We start from the raw sequence: 21976 nt of genomic DNA, 5'->3' as shown, positions 1-21976 counted from the left end.
CGCTCGCGATGGTGCCGACGTCAGTCATCGCGCGCCTGCCTGATCGTCGTCGGGGGTCCGACTGCCTGCTCGACGCGTCGTTCTTCGAGCAGGTGGGCGATGGCTTCCTCTTCAGCCAGTTCTTCTAGGCGGAGCACCCGGAAGCGGTGCACACCGAGCCACAGAGCAATCACGGTGACGGCCGCCCACGAGTACATGAGCGTCCAAAGCATCTCTCCGGTGATTTCGGGGCGACGGCCGACGCTCAGGCTGGGTTCTTGGTGCAGGGTGCGCCACCAGTCCACCGAGAAGTGCACGATCGGCAGGTTCACGGTGGCGATCAGCGCCATCACAGCGGCCCGGCGCGCTCGCATGCGGGGTTCGGAAGGCAACCGACGCAAGGCGAGGTAGCCGAGATAGGTCACGAAGAGCAAGACCGTGGTTGTCAGACGTGCATCCCACTGCCAATAGGTGCCCCACGTCACGTTTCCCCACAGCGAGCCCGTCAACAGCGTCAGCGCGGTGAACAGCACGCCGAGTTCTGCGGCGGCACCAGCGATGCGGTCTAAGCGGCGCATCGCTGTCGCCGAGCCACTCGACGGCGAAGCTGCTCGACTTCGCCACAGCAAGCGTGCGCTCGCCGCGGCGGTCACCACGAACGAGGCGTATGCGACCCAGATCGAGGGCACGTGCACATACATCAGCCTGACGGCATCGCCTTGCACGACATCGGGCGGCGAGATCCACAACGCCAGCAGGGCCATGACGGCTGCGGCGGCAACGGCGATGACACCGAGCACTCTGGTGGCAACACTTCCCGTCATTGCGGCACCCGCAGCCGGCAACGGGCTGGGATTCGACGGGCGAAGGTCGGGCTCAGCAGCCGTGGCAGGCATAGCTCAGGCGTCCTCCAGCAGCGGACCCGCGGCGGCCCAGCCAACTGCGATATAGGTGACGAGCACCACTGCGAGCAGTGCAGTCCAGCTCCAGCCTTGGTCGGCGCTGTTTCCGAGCGCTACGTCGAACGCTCGGGTCCCGGCCAAGAGCACCGGTGCCGCTACCGGGATCAGCAGCAGCGGGAGCAGGGTATCGGCGGACCGCAGTCCTACCGTCATGGCGCCGTAGACAGTCGCGCACACCGCGAACGCCCCCGTTCCCGTCACTGCCGCTACCACCAGCAGCAACCAGTCGTCAACGGTCACCGAATAGAGAATCAGCAGCCCTGCGACGGTCGCCGCCCCGATGACGGCGAGTTGTGCAGCGAGCGCCGCAGCCTTCCCCCACAGGACCGCACCAGGTTCGAGGCCACCCATGCGCAAGGCGTCCAGATTCCCGCCTTCCGCCTCGATGTCGAAGCTGCGCTTGGCACCGAGCACGCCGCCGAAGAGCAACGCCACCCAGTACAGACCCCCCGCGCCCGCGCCCAGCAGTGACACGTTCGCGTCGAAGGCGAACGCGAAAACCACAAGGATGAGCAGCACCGTCGGCACGATCTGCCCCAGCGTGATCCGCGCCCTCCGTTCGATCATGAGGTCCTTGCGGCAGATCAGCCAGGCCTCACGCCACATCGGACGAATCAGTCTCATCGCGCACTCCGCCGCCCGCCGCGACGCGCCCGCCGACCAAGGTCACTTGACGCGAGGTGGCCACGGCGGCACGACCGGTCTCGTGGGTTGCCAGCATCACCGTTGCACCCGCCGCTGCGGCTCCTGCGAGCAACTCGTCCAACGCGGCCCGGCTTGACGCGTCCAATCCGGCATGGGGCTCGTCCAGCAGCCACAGTCGAGGACGTGCAATGGTCAGGCACGCCAGCGCCACACGTCGCTGCTGACCCTCCGACAGCCGCCGGATTGCCACCGACTCCAGCCGTCCGCCCAAGCCGAATCGTTCCGCCGCACTCGAAACCTCGCTCGCGTCAGCATCGAGGAGCGCTGCGCAATGACGCAGCTGATCAGCGACTCTCAGATCGCCGTACAGCGGCGCTCGGTGCCCGAGCAACCCGACGTGGCGCCGCACGGCGCGTCGATCTGCCAAGAGGTCGAAGCCGAGAACTTCGGCCCGTTTGGCTCGCAGCGGCACCAGCCCGGCGCAGGCTCGAAGCAGCGTCGTCTTGCCGGCACCGTTGGGTCCCGCGATCCCGACGACCTCACCGGCGCAGACGCTGAGGTCGACGCCCGCCAGTGCTGGGAAACGGTCCAACAGGGCCACGACACCCTCGAAGCCAACAGCAGCACCCACGGCGCGCCAATGCTACGGCTGAGTTCGGGGCGGACGCCGCCTCGGGGTCACCTGCGCCCTGTGTTGGGCGTGTCTTGGCTTCAGCGAGTTCCGGCGCCCAGCCGGTGCCGTCGGTCGACCCAGGTTCAGGACGTCTCGATGACTGCGAGCACGTCGCCTTCTGAGATGGCGTCGCCCTCATTCACATTGAGCGCTGCCAACGTGCCGGCTTCGGGCGCGGCGACGGGAATCTCCATCTTCATCGACTCGAGGATGACCAGTTCGTCGCCGGCAGACACCGCGGCGCCGACCTCGGCGACCACTTTCCACACTGTCGCGGTCAGTTCAGCTCGGACGTCCATCGAGTCGTGCCTCTCCCAAATACGCGGGTCGTGCGCGCAATTGCCGACGCAAAACTAGCCACCTGGTCTTGGCGCCCGCTCGTCCGGGGCACCCTCGACATTGCCTGGCGAAGATCCGCAATTCTGGCTGAGGCAATCTGTACTGTTGGTGCGCGGTGTTGTTCATCGTTCTCATCGCTGCCGCAGGACTCGGTCTCGGCTTGGCCGCAGCGCTCATCACAGGCAGCACTCCTCGGGACATCGTCGCCCGGCTCCGGCGCCTGCAGATCGCGTACTGGCCTGTTCTCGCGCTCGGTGTTGTTCTGTCCGTCGCCGTCGGACTGGACACCAACATGCTCGCCGCCCGCTTCGCGTTGGGCATCTCGCTGGCGCTCCTGCTCGCCGGCTGCTTGCTGAATCGACATCTCGTCGGCATGCGAGTCGTAGCAGTCGGACTTGCTGCCAACCTGTTCGTGCTGCTGCTGAACGGTTATCTCCCCGTCAGTGAGGGTGCCGTGATCGCCGCCGGGATCGTTGACGCGGACGGCCTTGACCGAGTGCTGCTCGGTGCAGCCCGCCGGTGGAACGGCGACACCACCATCGCTGCGTTCCTGGGTGGAACGATCCCGCTGGCTCCCCTGCGCGACGTCATCACTCTCGGCGATCTCGTGACCGCCGTCGGACTCGCGAACGTCTGCTTCCGTCTCATGTGGCCTGCCGATGTCGGTACCCGGGTCAACGAGGCGATCCCCGAGCAACGCTCGGGCGTGGCGAGAGCGCCAGTACACGAAATGCACCAGAACACGCTGGAGAATCCGGCGCTCGTCGGCGTTTCCGACACGCCCGGATCGGGACGACTCCAACCGTCGTGGGCAACGCGTGTCGAACCGGCGTCGTGGCCGGCCCCAGCGCCGTGGCACGCTGAGGAACAGGACACACCGGCCGAGCCATCAGCGGCTTGCGAGGAGTCCGCTCGCGCCAACGAGCAACAACTCTTCACCGCCTGAGATCGAGCCGGTCCCGCTGTATGGCGAGGACTCGGTCGCCCGACGTGAGGCAGTCAGGGGCTCTCGCCACGATAATGAGACCGTGGCCCACGACGCAGGACTCGATCGCGCTGGACGCGAGGCCGACGACGACGTCGCTGTTCGGCGCGCCCGACTGCGACGGATCGCCAGTGGGGGGCAGCGGGCGGGATATGGCCTCTACGTCGGCGCCCTCGTACTGGGGGCGATCGGAGTTCGCACGTCCTACACACCGGCCCTCAGCACACTCATTGCCGTGGCGCTCATCGTGGGCTCGATGCTTCTGGCGCCGACGATCGTCATGAGCTACGGAATCAAGGCCGCGGAGCGCGAAGAGCGCCAGGCTGCTGCACTGGCTGCGCGCGGCGCTCAGACCACCGACACCGAACCCGGAGCGTGAGCGCCAAGTGAAACGACCTCAATCCGCCTCTCGGATGACAGACGCTTCTGGGCCCGATGCCCCCGCCGGCGCGCTTGACGGCGTGCGCGTCGTGGATCTCACGACGGTGCTGATGGGTCCTCTGGCATGCCGGATGCTGGGCGATCACGGCGCAGACGTCATCAGAATCGAGTCGCTGGCTGGCGATTCCACCCGCAATGGATTGCCCGCTCGCACCGCAGGCATGTCGGGCTTCAGCCTCAACATCCAACGCAACAAGCGCTCGCTCGCATTGGATCTCAAGTCGCCGGCAGGCCGCGATGCAATGCGGCGCCTGCTGGAGACCGCAGACGTGTTCATCTCGAACATGCGCGCCGCTGCCCTCGCACGCCTCGGCCTCGATGCCGACACGCTGCGCGCAGATCATCCGCAACTCATCGTCTGCCGCGCCAACGGCTTCGCCAGCAACGGCCCCTACGGCGACAAGCCAGCGTACGACGACGCCATCCAGGCGGCCTCGGGCTTGTCAAACCTGATCGCGCGAATCAACGGCGAGCCCGGATTCGTGCCTGCTGTCATTGCCGACAAGGTGACCGGGCTGCACATCGTCGAAGCGGTCCTCGCTGCTCTGTTTCACCGTGAGCGCACCGGCGTGGCTCAAGCCATCGAAGTGCCCATGTTCGAGACGATGGTGGCGTTCAACCTCGTCGAGCACTATCGCGGCGCCGTGTTCGAGCCGCCCGAAGGGCCATTCGGATATGAGCGGCTGCTGACACCGTATCGACGCCCGTATCCGACTGCGGACGGCTGGGTGTGTCTGCTGCCCTACACCGACGCGCAATTCCGGGCGTTTTTCGAATTCGCCGGCCAGCCCGAGCTCGCCGACGATCCGCGCTTCGCCGATCACAACACTCGGATCACGAACATCGATGCGCTGTACGGAATTCTGGGCGAGCTCTCGAAGCGTCGAACCACGGCCGAGTGGGTTGCCTACTGCGATGAGCACTCGATACCTGCCGCAGTGGTGATGGACCTGGCCGAGCTCGACACGGACCCCCAGCTCACCGCAGTCGGCCTGGTGAGCCTCGCCGAGCATCCGACCGAAGGGTCCTACCGCTACGTGGCTGACCCGGTTGTCTATTCCGAGACGCCGACGCGCTTGCGCCGGCACGCACCGCTGCTGGGCGAGCACGCGGTCGAGGTTCTCAGCGAACTCGGCTACGACGCGGCCGAGATTGACGGCTTGCGAGACAAGGGCGTCATCGTCGTGCCGGGGTGGCGGTCACGTCGAGCAAGCAGCCGTTCCGAACTCATAGAGGGCAACGCATAAGGCACCCCCCTGAAGGGGTGCCCCTACGTCGGCTCGTTGCCGATAGCTCGGCGCCCTCACGGACGCCGCTCATGACGCTGGCTAGTTGCCGCGTCCTCCAATGCCCTGCTTCAAGGCGCTGATTGCAGCGTCTCGAACCGGGATGAACGCAACAATGGCGATGGCCGTGGCCACATCCATACCGAAGCGTCCGAGTGACAGCACTTCGAAGCTGGCCCCGTACCCAAACAAGGCTCCGCCGTCGTTGGCTTGCGAAACCAGTACTAACAAGTAGGCCCAGATCAGATTCAGGTTGCTACCGATTATCGGTATGGACTTCAGCGTGTCGTTTACATTGACCGTGTCAAGGACACTGTCCACGACGACCATCGCACCCTGGAACACCATGCCCAGAATGATCAGCGTCAAAATTGTCGACATCATGGTTATCGACCCCCTTTGGTCGGCAGTACTTTGCTGCAGCTGCCTTCCGCCCCCGCAGTCGGCAACCATCACTCACCCTAGTCAACGTCGTTGCACTTCTGTGGCAATTCTGTAACAGTTTTGTTTTTTTGGGATCCACCTCGCGTGCGTGGCGGTCGCTCAGCCTCGGATACCGCCCGAGCGCGCCGGTAGCTTTGCCGCGCATGACGCAGGTGCCCGACAAGCCCACGGTCGACGGGCTCGAGGCGAAGTGGTCGCAGCGCTGGGAGTCCGACGGCGTGTACCGCTTCGATCGCACCGCCACCCGTGAGCAGGTGTTCAGCATCGACACGCCGCCGCCGACCGTCAGCGGTTCGCTGCACATGGGCCACGTCTTCAGCTACACCCACACCGACAACATCGCCCGCTACCGGCGCATGGCCGGCGACGAGGTTTTCTACCCGATGGGCTGGGACGACAACGGCCTACCGACCGAGCGGCGCGTGCAGAACTACTTCGGCGTGCGCTGCGATCCCATGCTCCCCTACGACGAGAGCTTCGAGCCTCCGGCCGACGGCGGCGATCCGGCGGCGGTCGAGGCACGGGGCGAACTGGCGATCTCGCGGCGCAATTTCATCGAGCTGTGCCACGTCCTCACCGCTGAAGACGAGCGAGCCTTTGAGCAACTGTGGCGCCAACTCGGGCTGAGCGTGGACTGGTCGATGACATACGCCACGATCGACGAACGCTGCCAGCGAGTCGCGCAGCGTGCATTCCTGGAGAATCTCGAGCGTGGCGAGGCGTACCAGATCGAAGCGCCGTCGCTGTGGGACGTCACCTTCGGCACCGCAGTGGCCCAGGCCGAACTGGAAGACCGCGAGCGGCCCGGCGCCTACCACCGCATCGCTTTCCATCGCACAAATCCACAGGTCGGCCCCAACGGCGCAGCATCGAAGAGCCCAGCGCCAAATGGCCCAGCGTCGAATGGCCCAGCGTCGAATGGCCCAGCGTCGAATGACACAGTCGAGATCGAGACGACCCGGCCAGAGCTGCTGGCAGCGTGCGTAGCGCTGGTGGCCCACCCTGACGACGAGCGCTACCAGCCGCTGTTCGGCTCCACCGTGGTGACGCCACTGTTCGGAGTGGAAGTCCCAGTGGTTGCCCACAAGCTGGCCGAGCCCGAAAAGGGCACCGGCATCGCCATGATCTGCACCTTCGGCGACTCCACCGACGTGACGTGGTGGCGCGAGCTGAACCTGCCCGTGCGGGCGATCGTGGACCGCCGGGGTCGCATTGCGGCGGAACCGCCTCCGGGCATCGACTCGCCTGCGGGGCGCGACGCGTATGAGCGCTTGGCAGGCCGCACCGTGGGAGGCGCCCGGAACGCGACCGTTGAGCTGCTGCGCGACGCGGGCGAGCTCATCGGTGATCCACGACCCATCACTCACGCGGTGAAGTTCTTCGAGAAGGGCGACCGGCCGCTCGAGATCGTGACCAGTCGCCAGTGGTACATCCGCAACGGCGGACGCGACGAAGAGCTTCGTGACGCGCTGATCGCCCGTGGCTCGGAAATGACGTGGCATCCGCCCTACATGCAGGGCCGGTATACGAATTGGATCGAGGGTCTGAACGGTGACTGGCTGATCAGCCGCCAGCGTTATTTCGGCGTGCCGATCCCGCTGTGGTACCCGCTCGACGGCGCCGGCGAGCCGATCTGGGAGCGGCCGCTCGTCCCCGACGACGGTGCTCTGCCGGTCTATCCGAACAGCGACGTGCCTGCCGGCTACGACGAGTCCCAGCGCGGCCAGCCCGGCGGTTTCGTCGGGGATCTCGATGTGATGGACACTTGGGCAACATCGTCACTGACGCCACAAATCGCGTGTGGGTGGAGCGAGGATCCTGACCTGTGGGAGCGCACCTACCCCATGGACATGCGCCCCCAAGGTCACGACATCATCCGCACCTGGCTGTTCTCGACTGCAGTGCGCAGTCACCTCGGCCACGACTGCGCCCCCTGGAAGCACTGCGCACTATCGGGCTGGATCCTCGACCCGGACCGCAAGAAGATGTCCAAGTCCAAAGGCAATGTGGTGACGCCGGTGGACCTGCTGGACACCTACGGCGCCGACGCAGTTCGTTACTGGGCAGCCAACGGACGACCCGGCACCGACACCGCCTTCGACGAGGGCCAGATGAAGATCGGGCGGCGCCTGGCGATCAAGCTGTTGAACGCGGCCCGGTTCGCACTGACACTGACGGGCGGAGACACACCGGACGCCGTAGCGAGCCCTGGCGATCGCGGTACCGCGGTTCGCAACACGCTGGACGCGGCGCTGCTGGCCGAGCTAGCCGAGTTGGTTCGCGTTGCCACCGACGCATTCGAGAACTTCGACTATGCCCGAGCCCTCGAACGCGCCGAGCAGTTCTTCTGGCGTTTCACCGACGACTACGTCGAGCTGGCCAAGGGTCGGGCCTACGGAGGTCAAGGCGCGCAGGCTGCAGCGGACGCACATCTCACGCTGGCGGTTGCGCTCGATGTGCTGCTGCGCTTGTTCGCTCCGTTCCTGCCGTTTGTCACCGAAGAGATCTGGTCGTGGTGGCGGCCAGGCTCGGTGCACGCAGCGGGTTGGCCGAGCGCCGAAGACCTCACAGCACTCGCTTCGAGCGATCACTCGGGCGCATTGTCCGTCACTGCTGCAGTTCTGAGCGAGGTACGCCGCGCCAAGACCGAAGCGAAGCGGAGTCTTCGGGTGCCTGCCGACCACGTCACGGTCACCGCTTCGGCCGCTGACATCGCGCTGCTGGAGCTCACTCGCAACGATCTCGTCGACGCCGGTCGCATCGGCGATCTCTCGCTTCGCGCCGACGGGTCGGTGGCCCGACCCGAGGTCGCCGTCGTGCTCGGCGACGAAGACTGACGCAAGGCGGTCCCGACCAGCTGGGCCCCAGCACCGCTGCGGTGAGCACTGCTCGGACGAGCGCCGCTCGTTGGGGTCTACAGATCTGCGTCGCCGCCGTCGCTGTCGGATTCGGTGCCCCCGGCCTCGCTTGAGGCTGGCACCGCCGGACGAACGAATGCGGCCGCTGCTGCGGGCGCGGTCTCGCCTGGCTCGCCGTTGCGCACCCAGATTGTCCGCTGCGGGAAGGGGATCTCGATGCCGGCCTCGTCGAACGCATCCTTGACGCGCTTGCGCAGCAGGCGTGCCGTGGCCCACTGTTCAGCGGGCTCGGTCTTCACCATGACCCGGATGGTGACCGCGTCGGCACCGAAGGCTTGCACGCCGGCCACTGCGGGCTCTTCGAGCACGGTGGTGTTGTCACCCTGCTCGTGCCACACCTGGTCCGCAACCCGCTTGATGATCGCCATTGCCTCGTCGAGGTCGGTGTCATAGGCCACGTCAAGGTCGAGCGGCACGCGAGCCCACAGCTGCGACATGTTTCCGACTCGGGCGATCGCTCCATTGGGCACGTGCCAAACCGTGCCGGAGATGTCACGTAACCGAGTGGTCCGCAACCCCACGGACTCGACGGTGCCGACCGCATCGCCGAGATCGACCACGTCGCCAACGCCGTACTGGTCCTCGATCAGCATGAAGACGCCCGTCAGCAGGTCTCGGACGAGGGATTGGGCGCCAAAGCCGACCGCGACGCCAATGATGCCGGCGCCCGCGATGAGCGGGCCGAGATTCACGTCGAACTCGCCGAGCAGCATCATGAGCGCAATGGCCCAGATGATTGTGGTTGCGACGCTCTTGAACAGCGTCCCGAGGGTCTTCGCCCGTTGGCTGGCGCGCTCGGTTCGCTCCCGCAGCTGACTCATCTTGGCCGCGAGCCGGTCGGGATCCCACGCTCGGCCCGCTTCGGCGGTGCGGGCGGCCTCATTTTGCGCTGCGTTCTTCTTGTCGCTGGCGATCCGCGCCACCATGTGGTCGATGGCACGCCGCATGAGTCGGCGAGCGACAACGGTGAGCAGCAGGATCACCAGCACCGTTAGAGGCTTGTCAACGATCCATACCGACGCCGACGCCAGCCCCTCGCTGCCCGTCCAATCCAGCAGGCGTTCGCAGATCCAGCTGGGCTCGGTACCGCACACCTGCGTGCTGCGGCTGGCTTCCAGAAGTGCATCCACCGCATCAGTGGCGGAGGGGGCCTGTGCGAGGAGTGACGTCATCTCGAGCAGCCTAGGAGTCGCCCCAAAGTCCGTGAGCCAGGGGCTCGGTGCCTAGCATCGCTGCGATGTCCGACCAAGACGCACACGACCGCACACCCACCGACGGCCCCGATGCCGCTGCGCTCTATTCGGTGGCAGGCGGGGTGGCGACGATCACCCTGAACCGGCCCGACTACCGCAATGCGCTCAGCGTTGAGATCGTCAACGCCATCGGCGACCACTTCGAGGCCGCGCTTGGCGATCCCGAAGTGCGCGCCGTGCTGTTCACCCATGTCGGCAACACGTTCTGCGCCGGCGCCGACTTGCGGGCCGCCCAGCCCGGGGTGCCTCAGCCGACGCTTCGCTACAACTTCGTGGAAATTCTCGAAAAGATCATGACCTGCGACAAGCCCGTGGTGGGCCGGCTGGCCGGTCACGTCACCGCCGGCGGCGTGGGACTGGCTGCGGCGATGGACATCTCCATTGCGGCAGACGACGCCATCATCGGGTTCACCGAAGTCCGCATCGGCGTTGCGCCTGCGGTGATCTCGGTGGTCTGCCTGCCGAAGCTGCGCCGTGCTGATGCCAGCGAGCTGTTCCTGGAAGGCGAGCGGGTGCCCGCACCGCGTGCCGCGGCAGCCGGTTTGATCAACCGTGCGGTGCCCCGAGAGCAGCTCGACGACGAAGTGGCGGCGACGCTGCGGCGGTTGGTGCGGGGCGGTCCCAACGCGCTGGCCAACACGAAGCAACTGGTCACAAGGGTGCCGCAGATGCAACGGGCCGAAGCCTGGGAGTGGACAGCAGAACTCAGTCAGCGGCTGTTCCAGGGCCCCGAAGCCGCAGAGGGCATCGCCGCCTTCCGAGAGCGCCGCGACGCCAGCTGGGTACCACCCGAAGACTGAGCGCCGCACCGTCGGCCTGCACCCCGACCCCCGCAGTCCGCGCGCGGTAGCGTCGCTCGCCATGAGTGGGCAGGTGCATCTCGAACGTGACGGTCATGTCGGGCGAATCGTGCTCGACCATCCTGAACGGCACAACGCCATCAGCTCGCAGATGTGGGACGGCATCACCGCTGCCGCCACTGAACTCGAGAACGACAACGACATCCGGGTCGTGGTGATCCGCGGGGCGGGCGAGCGCGCCTTCGCGGCAGGTGCCGACATCAGCCAATTCGGCGAGCACCGTACTGATGCGCAAGGCAACCGCAGCTACGACGACACGACCTCGCGGGCGCACGCCGCGCTCTTGGGCTTGTCCAAGCCGCTCATCGCCGCCATCGGTGGCTACTGCATCGGCGGCGGGTTGGCGGTGGCGCTGACGGCAGACCTGCGCGTCGCAGCCGAGGACGCCCAGTTCACGATCCCGGCCGCCCGTTTGGGGCTCGGCTATGGCGCCGCAGGTATCGGCACGCTGATGCGCCTGGTCGGACCGTCAGCTGCGAAACGGATTTTCTTCCTGGCTGATCGATTCGGGGCGCAGGAGGCCCTGGCGATGGGCCTCGTAAATCGGGTCGTGCCCAAGGCGCATCTGGAGGCTTCCGTCGACGAATGGACCGAGCTGATCGGCCAGAACGCACCACTCACCATTGCGGCGGCGAAGACGACGTTGACGCAGTGGCAGAAGCCAGAGTCTCAGCGCGACTTCACCGAGGTGGAGGCGATGATCCGGGCTTGCTTCGACAGCGAGGACTACCAGGAAGGCGTCGACGCGTTCATGAACAAGCGCCGGCCCGAATTCAAGGGCCGCTGAGCGAGTCGCTGCGGCGCTTCAGCGAGGCGCCCGTTCAGATCCGAACATCTCGGGAATTGCCATGTCGGTCACGAGCTCGAGGTAGGTGCTCAGGCGCTCGGCTGCCAGCTCGCCGGCAGCCGCCGCAGCGGTCACGGCGCAGTCCGGCTCGACGGTGTGCGCGCAGTCGGTGAAGCGGCAGCTTTGCGCGAGTGCAGCGATCTCGCCGAATACCGCGGCGAGCGCGTCTGCTGGGCCCGCCCCGCGTTGCAGGCCCAAATCGCCACCCCAAGGGATCAGATCCTGCAATCCCGGAGTGTCTACGAGCGTCCCCCCGCCCGGCCCGCCGACGGGAACGAGCTGGCGCCGCACCGTGGTGTGCCGGCCACGGCCATCGGGACTCAGCGGGGCGACCGGTACTACGTCGGCGCCGGCAAGCCGGTTGACGATCGACGACTTGCCCACCCCTGACGGCCCGCTCAGCGCCAGGGTCGAGCCATCGCGTGCAAGCAGCGCTAGTTCGTCGAGACCGCGACCGTTAACCGCGCTGGTGCCGAGAATCGGAATCTGGGATGCCGCCGACCCGAGCCGTCGACGCAGGCCGTCGACCGTCGCGTCGAAGTCAGACCTCGTCACGTTGTCGATCTTGTTCACGACGATGACGGGTCGGGCTCCGCCGCGGTAGGCCGCGGCCAGGTACCACTCAATCCGGTGACCAACGTTGTCGCTGTCGGTCGGATCCGAGGGGTCAGTCGCTCCGGCCACCGTGACGACCGCCAGCACGTCGGCATTTGCCGCCACAAGCTGGGGACGGGCTCTCGGCCCCGCGGCGCGGCGGCACAACAGCGATTGGCGCTCCAGCACCTCGGTGATGACGACACGGCGGTCGTGCTGCGGTTCGAGCGAACGGACCACCCAATCGCCGACTGTCGGGAAGTCCAACGAGGTTTGCGCCGCGTTGCGAGTTGCGGCATCGAGCGCACCGGTCGCTTCGCCCGCGTTGCCGACCAACTCATAGGCGCCGCGATGCTCGACGGCGACGCGGCTGAGGGTGCATCCCACACCAATATCGGGCGGTGGGCCGGGACGCCGGTGCCAACCGAGCTGCGAGGGTCCGATCGTCAATGCCGACCCCGCCCGAGCCTCGCCCTTACTCACGCGTCAGCCACACCTCGTCGTAGCGGCCGACACCGAGTCGCTGCCCCTCAACGGTGCGGCCGTCGGGCAGCGTTCGGCGACCGAGGCCCGAGACCTGCGAAGTCGCTGCAAGGACACTCACCGAATAGCCCAGATACAGGTGGGGAAGCTCGTTCGTGAGCTCAAGCATGAGCTGCGAGACAGCCTGCCGACGTTCGTCATCGCCTGCAGTCGCCTTCGACAGGCTCACCAGCGCGCTCAGATGCTCGCCGGCCAGATTCGACACGTTCAGCGGCGTCGTCCTCACCGGTCCGACAGCGGCTGACAGAAGCACCGACGGATCTGATTCGCCGCCGACCCGCCAGCACGTTGCGGCGAAGTCGCCCTTGAACGAGGGGCTGTCGGCCACAGATCCCATCACGCGGCTGATAAGCCCAGTGCGTGCCACGGTCTCGATCTCGACATTGACCAGACCGGTGGCTTCCCACTGTCGCTTGAGTTCCGCTGTCATCTGCGCGAGTGCGAGATCGTCGGTGCACAGAGCCCGGATCCGTATCGCCGCTCCCGAATCTCCGTCGTCGGAACGCTCTGGATCTTCGATGTACTCGGCGAGCAACTCCGCAGCTCGCACTGCGTCGTGGCTCGGCCAAGCCTCTGCGACTCGAGCGGAATGCCAGATGCTGCCCGGCGCCCACCATTGCGTCGCTGCCAGCCAGTCCACGTCGGGACCGAGCGATCTCAGCAGCCGCTGCTGATCCGCGGCGAGCACCAGCGCTCGTCGCACTCGCACGTCGTCGAGCGGCGAACGCAGCACGTTGAACAGCACGGCGCCAGCGTTGTCGTCGAATCGCCGCACGACATGCAGCGAACGACCCGAAGCGTCCTCCGCAGCGGTGACTGCATTCGCCAGCTCGGCGGATCTCGACATGAGGATGTCACCGCGGCCCGCGAGCAACGTTCCGAGGCGTTCCTGCTCTTGGGTGACCTCGATGAATTGGATCTCGTCCACGAGTGGCAGTGCTTGGCCGTCCGCAGCCAGGCGCCAGTAGTTCTCGTTCGCTTCCAGCACCGCCGGCTCGCCCGCAGACCAGCGCCGGAACACGAACGGGCCAGTTCCCACAGGAGCACGCGCGAAGAGCTCGGGGTCGGCCTCGGCCGCTGTCACCGAGAACACCCGACCGACCGGGCCCGCAAGTGAAGCCGGCAGTCCGGCGTTCGGTTCGCTCACCTCGAACACGAGTGTCGATTCGTCCTCCACGACCACCGAGGCGATGCGCGCATCACGCAGATGACCTCCGCTGGCACGACCGGACCGGATGTAGTCGTCGATGCCGGTCTTGATCGTGAGCGCCTCCAAGGGTTCGCCGTCGCTAAAGACAATGTTCGGGCGGAGCTTCACCGTCCATCGCTGCAGGGATGCGTCCGGCGTGACGGACTCGGCCAGCCACGGCGCGATCGAGCCATCCGGCAGGATCACCGTCAGCGTCTCGAGAACATGATCTGCCACGTTGCGACACGACCACGCGCACACGTGATCCCACGGCGTCCAGCCGCTGATCGGCGTCGGATCCGCCGGCAGCAACACCTTGAGCGTGCCGCCCCGGCGCGGCGCAGTGTCAACGGTGACGGCAGGGGTGGCTGTGCCGTCGGGCGGCAGCGCTGCAGTCGTCGGGGCCGGCGCGTCGGGCTCTGCGGAAGCAACGGTGGTCGACGGTGCAGTGGTGGGCTCGGGCACCACGTCTGTGCCGGGGCTGCACGCGCCCGCTGACAGCGCGACGACAAGCGCCGCTGCAGCGACGCGTCGAAGCCTCAGAAGCCGAATCTCTCGCCGCGTGGAATCCATCTGATCTGGACGCCCGTCGAGCACTTCATCGACGTTGACGCTAGTGGTGCGCGGTACCGAAGGACCGTCGTGTGCGACGCCGCGCCACACCCAATCGCTAGACAGAGGAACGGGCGGTGGCACCGACCCGGCCCGGGCGACCGACACGGCCAAGGTGCTCGGGGCGCGCGATTGCGCGCGATGGTTGGAGGGCTCTGCAGTGCCGCCCCGGTGTCACCACGCTCAGCCGGAGGCGCCCGACTCAATCAGACCAGCGAGTCCGGCGTGTGGGCGAACGGGTTCATGACGATGACGCCTCCAAGCGACTGACCGTCAGACAGGTCCTCTGTCAGCAGGCGGTCGCAGCCCGCGATCTGCGCAGCGGCGACGATGAGCGCATCCCAGTAGGACAGTCCGTAGCGTTCCTCGATCTCCCACGCGGCCCCGAGAACATCGACATCGATCGCAATAGGTCGCCACATGTACAGATCGCGCACGTCAGCTTGAGCTCGGACCGTGGGCAAGACGGGGCGGAGCTTGCGAGTCACCGTGACGTAGTACTCATTGAGCACTTGGGTGCTGACACGTCCCGTCCGGGACGCCCAGAGCGATCGCATCCAGTCTTGGGCGCGCGCTTGCTTGTCAGGCTCAAAGGGATCTCGGGCGTACACGAGCACGTTGGTATCGACGAACACACGCACCGTCGTTCAGCGGCTGTGGAGTTCGTCGCGAGTCGGGTAGGGCTGGTGGACCTCTCTCAGTGGCATGGACTCTCGGCTCAAGTACGACTCGGCTGCTCGTTCGTACTGGCCACGGTCCTGCATCCGTTCTCGAAGTACATCGCAGACGAATCGAGACAGGCTCGAGTCGTGACGCGCCGCCTCGATCCTCGCCCAGCGGGCGGTCTCGTCGTCGAGACTTACCGTAACATTTCTCACGAATTCACGGTATCACGGTTTCCGTGACATTCTTCAGTCATGCGAGACCGAAAGCCCTAGTCCGCGACAGTGTTTGCTTCGCTGATGGCTTGCCAGACGCGCTGTGGGGTGAGCGGCATGTCGATGTGGCGGATGCCGAGATGGGCAACGGCGTCGACCACGGCGTTCTGGACCGCCGGGGTCGCGCCGACGGTGCCGGACTCGCCGATGCCCTTGGCGCCGAGCGGGTTGATGTGCGTCGGCGTTTCAAGCACCACCCGGTCGAAGAACGGCAGCTCCGCAGCGGAGATGATCGAGTAGTCGGCGAAGTTGCCGGTCAGCGGGTTGCCGTCGTCGTCGTAGACGAACTCCTCGAACAGCGCCTGCGCCGCTCCTTGCGCCAGACCGCCATGCACCTGACCGGCAGCCAACAGTGGATTCAGGATGGTGCCGGCATCGTCGCAGGCGACGAGCTGTCGCAGCTCTACCTCACCGGTGTGGCGGTCGACCTCCACGACGGCCACGTGCGTGCCGAAGGGGAACGTGGGCGCTTCGGAGTCGAACACCTCTTCTGCGTGCAGCAGGCGCGGCCCCGCCTCGCCGCTGGTCGACGCGAGGTACTCGGCGACCGCCGACCAGTCCACCGAAACCACCGGAGTGCCGACGACGTGGAACGCCCCGATGTGGGTATCGAGCGTGACGTCGGCGGGATCGGCTTCCAGCAGCGTGGCCGCCACGGAACGAGCTTGATCCACCAGCGTGGCGGAGGCTTCCCAGATGGCCGCCCCGGCCAACTGCACCGAGCGCGAGCCGCCGGTCACCTCGCCGCGGGGCACCTCGTCGGTGTCGCCGTGGATGACGTCGATGCGTTCCATCGGCACACCCGTGCGGTCCGAGATGAGCATCGCCCACGACGTGTGGTGGCCTTGCCCGTAGGGCGACGATCCGGTTCTGGCCACGATGCGACCGCCCAGCACCAGCTCCACGGCGCCGTACTCGGACCGTCCAATGCCTGCGGTGCGCTCGACATAGGTCGCGAGACCGATGCCGAGCAGTTTGTCGTCGCCCTCGGCACGCCGGCGGGCCTGCTCGGTACGCAAAGAGCTGTAGTCGGCCGCTTCGAGTGCAGCATCGAGGCTGGCCTCGTAGGCACCGGTGTCATAGGGCATGCCGGTACGGGTCTCGAGCGGGAACGCCTCGGGCGGGCGGAAGTTCTTGCGTCGAACCTCTGCGGGGTCCATGCCGATCTCTGCAGCGAACACGTCGACGGCGCGCTCGATGGCGGCTGCCGCTTCGGGCCGCCCGGCACCTCTGTAAGGGCCAGTCGGCGTCGTGTTCGTGAGCACTGACACGGATGTGAAGCCGAGCGTGTCGATGTCGTAGCAACCGGCAAGCATCGCCTTGGCGTTGCCCGGCAGGCCCGCACCCATATTCCCGTAGGCGCCCGCTTGCTGCACCACATGCAGCTGGTACGCCGTGATGCGGCCGTCCAGGTCGCCTCCGATACGGCAGTACTGGATCTGTCCCCGCCCGTGGACGAGGCCGACCATGTCATCGCTGCGTGAGGGCACCCACATCACGGGCCGCCCGGCACGCGTCGCCAGCCAGCCCAACAAGGCCTCCTCGGGATGCGGTCGAGCCTTCGCACCAAAGCTGCCGCCCACATCGCGCGAGATCACCCGCATCTGTTCCCGGTCCAGTCCCAGGATCTTGGCCAGACCTGCCCGAACCGGGTGGGGGCCTTGGCCGGCGTTGACGTGGTGCAGGCGCCCATCGTCGGCCCAGCGGCTCGCGGCCACACGAGTTTCCAGCGGGCACGGCGCGATGCGGTTGTTGACCGTGCGGACCTCGGCCACCGCTTCGCACGAGTCGAAGTCGGCCTGTTCGCTCTCGAGCGACATGCGGACGACAACGTTCGGCTCAGCCATCCCGTCGAACAGCGCCGGCGCGCCCAGCGCATCTTCCGGATCGACGAGTGCGGGCAGCGGTTCGTAGTCGACAACGACCAGCTCGGCCGCATCCATCGCCGCAGCCGCGGTGTCGGCCACGACGACGGCGATGGCTTCGCCCACGAACCGCACCCGGTCGGCGGCCAGCATCGGGCGCACAATGGCAGGGTCGAACGCCGGGCTTGGCGACGGATATGGCCCGAGATCGACATCAGCCGCTGTGAAGACATCCACCACACCCGCAGCGTTGCGAGCCTCGCTGACATCGAGACCGGTGATGGCGGCATGGGGAACCGTCGAGGTCACATAACAGGCGTGCGCCATGTCGTCCCAGTCGAGGTTCGCGACAAACTGTCCCCGGCCGCGCAGCAGCGGCTCGTCCTCGCGCCGAACGACTGATGTTCCTCGTAGCGCCATGAATCGACTCCGTTGCACGTCCTCGGGGCTCAAGCCTCGGCGATTGTGACAGGCCCGGCGTCGGCTCGCACTGAACTCCCGCCGCCGCGATCGTCGACGGCACGCAGCGATTGCGACCGCAGCGGTCGATTGGCGGGTGCTACCAGGTGGCTGATGGGTCGATCGAGAGCACCTCGATCATCTCGGCGTGCAGTGCGGCGAAGTAGGGCGAACGCCGTCCGGTACGGCCCGACGGCACAGAACCGGAGCCGTCGACGGCGGTCCACTGCAGCCGATAGCCGGCGTCGGCGAGTGCATCGTCCACAATCGCTCGCCACTCGGCCCGCTGGTCATCTCGACCGTGGGCCATGACGCCCGCCTCGACCAGTGCGGGATCGCACCCTTGCTCGCCGTCGGCCGCATCGAACAGCTCGCAGGCCATCGGCGCGAGCTGATCGAACAGCGGCAGCAGCTTGGCGGTGCCCGATTCGGTGCGCAGCAAGCGTGTCAGCAGCCCGGTGGCATGGCGCAGATGCGATCGCTCCTCAGCGAGCGCCCGGCGCGCGACCGCACCGAGGGCTTCCCACGACGAATCCGCCAGCGCGCTCCACCGCACCGACTCGGCGGTGTCGTAGAGGAAGTGCCGAACCAGGGTCTCAGCCCAGTCATGACACGTACGCTCGGTGATGTGTGCACTTCGGTACTCGTGCGGCTCCCGCCCGTACGCCAGCACGTCGACGTCGTCGCCCAACAGCCCATACAGCGCCCGGGCATGGCCTAGCTCGTCCTGGCTGATCGAGGTGAGCGCCAGGTCCTCTTCGAGGAACGGGCCCACCGCAATCCACCAGGCCAAGTTCTGTCCGACGCACAGCTCGTCGTCAGCGAGCGCCAGCACCAGTCCGCGTGCGCCAGGCATCTCCGAGGGATTGACGTGCGTCACGAACGCCCGGCCGTCACGCGTCGGGACCGCCCGCCTGTCGCAAGTTCCGCAGCAGGGTTCCGTCATTGTGGCGATGGGCACGATCAGCCATCGCCAGCTCGGTGGGATCGGCAACCAGCAGGTCCTGCCGCGCTACCACCCACATCTGCTCGCCTTCGGACCGCCGCGCGTAGCAGTCGCGGGCGAAGCTCAGCGCCAGTTCGTCATCGGGTGCGTCCAGCGACCCAACGTGCGCGAACGGGTCTTTGCCTGGGCGCTTGAGGAACACCTCGTAGGTCTTCATGCGGACACCTTGCGCAGCGGGAGGTCGGCTCGTCCGACAACTTCGACCGGATTGCGGCATTTCGGGCACCATTCGACGCTGCGGCACGGTGTCGGGCCGAAATCCGAGCGGTGCTCCAGCGCTTCGTTCCCGCAGATCGGGCACGTCGCTTCGGTACGGGTGCTTCGAACGGCAATCGAGTACTCACGGGCCAGCAAACCCACGGCTGAGGGCGCGATGCGATCCGGTGTCCACGCAGGATCAGCGACGAACTCCACCTCGATCGCCACGTCGACGCCGGCGCACGCCGAGCGCGCCACCGCAGTCACATCACGAGCGATGAGGTCGAGCGCTGGGCAGCCGAGCATGGTCGGTACCAGTTCGATGCGAACAGTCGAGCCGTCGTCGCTGAACAAAACCTGTTCGAGAATCCCCAGCTCGGCGATGGTCACCTCTGGGTATTCGGGGTCGCACACGAGCGACACTGACTCGCGTACCGCCGCCTCAATGGCGGCCGAATCACGCACCGCCGCTACGACACTGGCATCGCCAATCCGCGGACCGTTCACACAGCCACCGCCGCTGCCTCGTCGAGCGCCGAGCGCACCCACGCTGCACCGTCCCAGGCATGGCGGGCGTCCGCAAGGCGACGGGCGCTGTCGGGACCACGCCCGGCGATGGTTGCGCTCAGCGCAGCCCAGTCGATGTCGCCGCTGATCCAGCGACCGGTCTCGGGATCGCGTCGCAGGTCCGGGTCGGGAATCGTGAATCCGGCAGCGGTCAGCTGCGGCACCATTTTCTGCACGAACCGGTCCCGCAATACCTCGTTGCGCTCGGATTTGATGTGCCAACGCAACAGCACGTCGTCGCGCCGAGTGTCGGGACCGAACAGCTGCACCGACGGCCACCACCACCGGTCGACACCTTCCTGCATCATGTCGTGCTGGGTCTGGGTGCCCTTGGCCATCTTCAGCAATAGCTCCTCGCCGTTGCGCATATGAAACCCCTCCTCGGCGATGATTCGCCGCAGGATCCGTTTGTAGGGGCCGTAGCTGCAGTTCTTGAAGACCGCCTGCTGGCTTGCCAGCGCCGCTGCGTCCACCAGGTAGGCGATGGCGATCTGGTCGCCCCACGAATAGGCGCGGTAGTGGAACACATTGTGAAACGTCGTCCGTCCCGCCAGCAAGTCCGTCGTCATCTCGTCGCGGGTCTTGGGGCCCATGTCCGCCGCCACCATGTACAGCAGGTGAGCGTGCCCAATCTCGTCCTGCGTCTTGGCCAGCGCCGTCAGCTTGTTGGTGAGCCCCGGAGCCTTGGCGATCCAGTCACGCTCGGTCAGTCCGCCCATGTATTCGCTGTTGGCGTGCAGCTCAATGAAGCGGAACACCGCCTCGCGATACGCATCGGGCATGTCATCGTCGGGCTCAACCAAGCCGCCATCGTTGAGGAACGCTTCGAAATCCTCCATCGAGTCCCAGCTGCGCATCAGCGCCTCCCCTGCCGTGTCGCCGCGATCCGAATGCTACGCCTGCGCCACGCAGGCTCGACCGCGAGAATGCGGTCCCGCTCGGACACCACCTCGGCACCAATCAAGTCAGGGGCACAGCGTCCGCCGGCGCACACCGAGCTACAGACTCGGGGCGCGCAGGTGATGGTCGGTCAGCTGCTGAAACGCCTCGCCGACCACGGCGAGAGTCCATTCGGCAAATGGCCGGCCGATGAGCTGGAAGCCGATGGGCATTCCATCCGGGGCAAAGCCTCCCGGCAGGGCGATGGCGGGGAGTCCGGCTCCGTTGACCGGGAACGTGAATTGTGTCGTCGCGGGAATGAGCGGCACCCCGTTGAGCTGGACAGCGCCGTGCTCGAGCACTTGGTTGGGATTGACCGGGGCGATGATCAAATCGATGCTCTGGTCATCGAAGACCTCGAGGTAGGCCCGCTCGAACGTCACCCGTTGGGCGAAGGCGCTCGCGACAGCCGTGCCCTCGATCGCGGCGCCGGCCTCGAGGATTCCCCGAACCTCGTCACCGATCAGGTCGTTGTGCTCGGCTCGCAGGCCCGTGAGCAATGCCGCCGATTCGGCAAAGACGATCGCTGTGCCCGCCTCGGCGTGCTCTGCGTTGTTCGGCACCTGTGCCGATTGCACCCGCGCCACCAGCGAGCCCAGCACCTCGATCGCTTCGTCCATCACCTCCCGCACGTGCGGGTCGGTGTCGAAACCGTCGAAGAAACTGTCGTCCGGCACACCGAGCGTGAGCCCAACCGGCTCGCGTTCACCGCTCAGCGGAGTCTTGACCGAGAACGGATCCCCCGGCGAGTGGCCCGCGATGACCTCGAGCAGGATCCGGCAGTCTTGGGCCGTTCGCGCCATAGGTCCAACGGTGTCGTAGGTCCACGAGATCAAGTGAACGCCGTCACGCGGGACCACTCCGCTTGTGGTCTTGAGACCGGTCGTGCCACAGCAGTTCGACGGAATCCGGACCGATCCGCCGGTGTCGGTACCGAGCGCGCCGAACATCTGGCGTGCCGCCAGGCTCGCAGCGCTGCCGCCGGAGGAACCGCCCGTCGAACGCTGCGTATTCCATGGGTTGTGCGAGGTCGGGCAGGAGACGCCGAACGCAAGCTCATGGGTGTTCGTCTTGCCGACGACTACCGCGCCGGCGTCTCGCAGGCGACCGACGACAGTTGCGTCGTGATCGGGCGCAAATCCCCGCAGGGCCTCGCAGTTCGCTTCAGTCGGTACCCCGTCGGTGAAGAAGAGGTCCTTGAGTGCGATGGGCACGCCGTGCAGCGGCCCTCGAATCTCGCCATGGTCGAGCTGCTCAGCCGTGGTGCGTGCGGCGTCGGCTTGGATCGAAGCGAATGCACTGACCGCAGGCTCGGTTTGTTCGATCCTCGTGAGGCATGCGTCGAGCAACTCGACGGCGGTCACGTCGCGAGCCCTCACGGCTCCCGCCGCCTCGGCGAGGCTCATCTGAATCAGTTCTGTCATGGCTGTCGTC

General features: G+C 66.6%; 22 protein-coding genes. 6 read left to right on the top strand and 16 right to left on the bottom strand.

Annotated elements, in window-relative coordinates:
• Nucleotides 1-20: 20 nt before the first annotated feature.
• From ccsA to ACQY5K_RS16190, 4 genes are all read right to left on the bottom strand, one after another.
• Nucleotides 21-803, bottom strand: coding sequence for a cytochrome c biogenesis protein CcsA (ccsA, locus tag ACQY5K_RS16205; RefSeq protein ID WP_428117379.1), 783 nt, complete (start codon nucleotides 801-803; stop codon nucleotides 21-23).
• A gap of 75 nt (nucleotides 804-878) precedes the next feature.
• A complete protein-coding gene (locus tag ACQY5K_RS16200) occupies nucleotides 879-1565 on the bottom strand; it encodes a heme exporter protein CcmB (protein WP_428117376.1) in 687 nt (228 codons plus the stop codon).
• Nucleotides 1537-2217 (bottom strand): heme ABC exporter ATP-binding protein CcmA, encoded by a 681-nt coding sequence (gene ccmA / locus ACQY5K_RS16195; protein ID WP_428117373.1) that lies wholly within the window; start codon nucleotides 2215-2217, stop codon nucleotides 1537-1539. Before ccmA ends, ACQY5K_RS16200 begins: the two co-directional genes overlap by 29 nt.
• 125 nt (nucleotides 2218-2342) lie before the next feature.
• A complete protein-coding gene (locus ACQY5K_RS16190; protein ID WP_419920182.1) occupies nucleotides 2343-2558 on the bottom strand; it encodes a biotin/lipoyl-binding carrier protein in 216 nt (71 codons plus the stop codon).
• A 155-nt stretch (nucleotides 2559-2713) separates the two neighbouring features.
• Between ACQY5K_RS16190 and ACQY5K_RS16185 the strand changes: the two genes are divergently transcribed.
• The 3 genes from ACQY5K_RS16185 to ACQY5K_RS16175 all read left to right on the top strand — a co-directional run bounded on the left by ACQY5K_RS16185 (nucleotide 2714) and on the right by ACQY5K_RS16175 (nucleotide 5271).
• On the top strand, nucleotides 2714-3544 hold the full coding sequence (locus tag ACQY5K_RS16185; protein ID WP_428117369.1) for a DUF5317 family protein: 831 nt from the start codon (nucleotides 2714-2716) through the stop codon (nucleotides 3542-3544).
• Nucleotides 3545-3626: 82 nt separating this feature from the next.
• Nucleotides 3627-3962 carry a hypothetical protein gene (locus ACQY5K_RS16180; protein ID WP_428117366.1) on the top strand — a complete coding sequence of 112 codons (336 nt, stop codon included), beginning with the start codon at nucleotides 3627-3629 and terminating at the stop codon, nucleotides 3960-3962.
• 34 nt (nucleotides 3963-3996) lie between these two features.
• Nucleotides 3997-5271 (top strand): CaiB/BaiF CoA transferase family protein, encoded by a 1275-nt coding sequence (locus tag ACQY5K_RS16175; protein WP_428117363.1) that lies wholly within the window; start codon nucleotides 3997-3999, stop codon nucleotides 5269-5271.
• A gap of 81 nt (nucleotides 5272-5352) precedes the next feature.
• Here ACQY5K_RS16175 and ACQY5K_RS16170 read toward each other — a convergent pair whose 3' ends face one another.
• Nucleotides 5353-5766: a hypothetical protein gene (locus ACQY5K_RS16170; RefSeq protein WP_428117360.1), complete on the bottom strand. Its 414-nt coding sequence runs from the start codon at nucleotides 5764-5766 to the stop codon at nucleotides 5353-5355.
• Between the two features lie 131 nt (nucleotides 5767-5897).
• Between ACQY5K_RS16170 and valS the strand changes: the two genes are divergently transcribed.
• Entirely contained in the window at nucleotides 5898-8591 is a 2694-nt protein-coding gene (valS, locus tag ACQY5K_RS16165; RefSeq protein WP_428117357.1) for a valine--tRNA ligase, read from the top strand.
• 77 nt (nucleotides 8592-8668) lie between these two features.
• Here valS and ACQY5K_RS16160 read toward each other — a convergent pair whose 3' ends face one another.
• Complete coding sequence (locus ACQY5K_RS16160) at nucleotides 8669-9844, bottom strand: mechanosensitive ion channel family protein (protein WP_428117355.1); 1176 nt, start codon at nucleotides 9842-9844, stop codon at nucleotides 8669-8671.
• Nucleotides 9845-9909: 65 nt separating this feature from the next.
• Here ACQY5K_RS16160 and ACQY5K_RS16155 point away from each other — a divergent pair, with 65 nt between their 5' ends.
• Nucleotides 9910-10725, top strand: coding sequence for an enoyl-CoA hydratase/isomerase family protein (locus ACQY5K_RS16155; RefSeq protein WP_428117352.1), 816 nt, complete (start codon nucleotides 9910-9912; stop codon nucleotides 10723-10725).
• A gap of 61 nt (nucleotides 10726-10786) precedes the next feature.
• Nucleotides 10787-11572: an enoyl-CoA hydratase gene (locus ACQY5K_RS16150; RefSeq protein ID WP_428117350.1), complete on the top strand. Its 786-nt coding sequence runs from the start codon at nucleotides 10787-10789 to the stop codon at nucleotides 11570-11572.
• 18 nt (nucleotides 11573-11590) lie between these two features.
• Here ACQY5K_RS16150 and rsgA read toward each other — a convergent pair whose 3' ends face one another.
• The 10 genes from rsgA to ACQY5K_RS16100 all read right to left on the bottom strand — a co-directional run bounded on the left by rsgA (nucleotide 11591) and on the right by ACQY5K_RS16100 (nucleotide 21966).
• Nucleotides 11591-12709 carry a ribosome small subunit-dependent GTPase A gene (rsgA, locus tag ACQY5K_RS16145; protein WP_428117348.1) on the bottom strand — a complete coding sequence of 373 codons (1119 nt, stop codon included), beginning with the start codon at nucleotides 12707-12709 and terminating at the stop codon, nucleotides 11591-11593.
• Nucleotides 12702-14555 carry an ABC transporter substrate-binding protein gene (locus tag ACQY5K_RS16140; RefSeq protein WP_428117345.1) on the bottom strand — a complete coding sequence of 618 codons (1854 nt, stop codon included), beginning with the start codon at nucleotides 14553-14555 and terminating at the stop codon, nucleotides 12702-12704. The genes rsgA and ACQY5K_RS16140 overlap by 8 nt, the downstream gene beginning before the upstream one ends.
• 221 nt (nucleotides 14556-14776) lie before the next feature.
• A complete protein-coding gene (locus ACQY5K_RS16135) occupies nucleotides 14777-15205 on the bottom strand; it encodes a PIN domain-containing protein (protein WP_428117342.1) in 429 nt (142 codons plus the stop codon).
• A gap of 12 nt (nucleotides 15206-15217) precedes the next feature.
• Nucleotides 15218-15448: a hypothetical protein gene (locus ACQY5K_RS16130; RefSeq protein WP_428117339.1), complete on the bottom strand. Its 231-nt coding sequence runs from the start codon at nucleotides 15446-15448 to the stop codon at nucleotides 15218-15220.
• 56 nt (nucleotides 15449-15504) lie between these two features.
• Nucleotides 15505-17793: a xanthine dehydrogenase family protein molybdopterin-binding subunit gene (locus tag ACQY5K_RS16125; protein ID WP_428117337.1), complete on the bottom strand. Its 2289-nt coding sequence runs from the start codon at nucleotides 17791-17793 to the stop codon at nucleotides 15505-15507.
• 139 nt (nucleotides 17794-17932) lie between these two features.
• Entirely contained in the window at nucleotides 17933-18688 is a 756-nt protein-coding gene (gene paaC / locus ACQY5K_RS16120) for a 1,2-phenylacetyl-CoA epoxidase subunit PaaC (protein WP_428117334.1), read from the bottom strand.
• Between the two features lie 37 nt (nucleotides 18689-18725).
• Nucleotides 18726-18995: a 1,2-phenylacetyl-CoA epoxidase subunit PaaB gene (locus ACQY5K_RS16115; RefSeq protein WP_428117332.1), complete on the bottom strand. Its 270-nt coding sequence runs from the start codon at nucleotides 18993-18995 to the stop codon at nucleotides 18726-18728.
• Entirely contained in the window at nucleotides 18992-19543 is a 552-nt protein-coding gene (locus ACQY5K_RS16110; protein WP_428117329.1) for a metal-sulfur cluster assembly factor, read from the bottom strand. The genes ACQY5K_RS16115 and ACQY5K_RS16110 overlap by 4 nt, the downstream gene beginning before the upstream one ends.
• The gene (gene paaA / locus ACQY5K_RS16105; RefSeq protein WP_428117327.1) at nucleotides 19540-20460 is read right to left on the bottom strand and encodes a 1,2-phenylacetyl-CoA epoxidase subunit PaaA; all 921 of its coding nucleotides are present in this window, start codon (nucleotides 20458-20460) and stop codon (nucleotides 19540-19542) included. Before paaA ends, ACQY5K_RS16110 begins: the two co-directional genes overlap by 4 nt.
• A gap of 141 nt (nucleotides 20461-20601) precedes the next feature.
• The gene (locus tag ACQY5K_RS16100; protein ID WP_428117325.1) at nucleotides 20602-21966 is read right to left on the bottom strand and encodes an amidase; all 1365 of its coding nucleotides are present in this window, start codon (nucleotides 21964-21966) and stop codon (nucleotides 20602-20604) included.
• Nucleotides 21967-21976: the final 10 nt, after the last annotated feature.

The organism is Candidatus Poriferisodalis sp. (assembly GCF_965262965.1).
Classification (GTDB): Bacteria; Actinomycetota; Acidimicrobiia; order Acidimicrobiales; family Poriferisodalaceae; genus Poriferisodalis.
The sequence above is the reverse complement of the archived record's forward strand: the minus strand, read 5'-3'. Positions and strand labels throughout refer to the sequence as shown.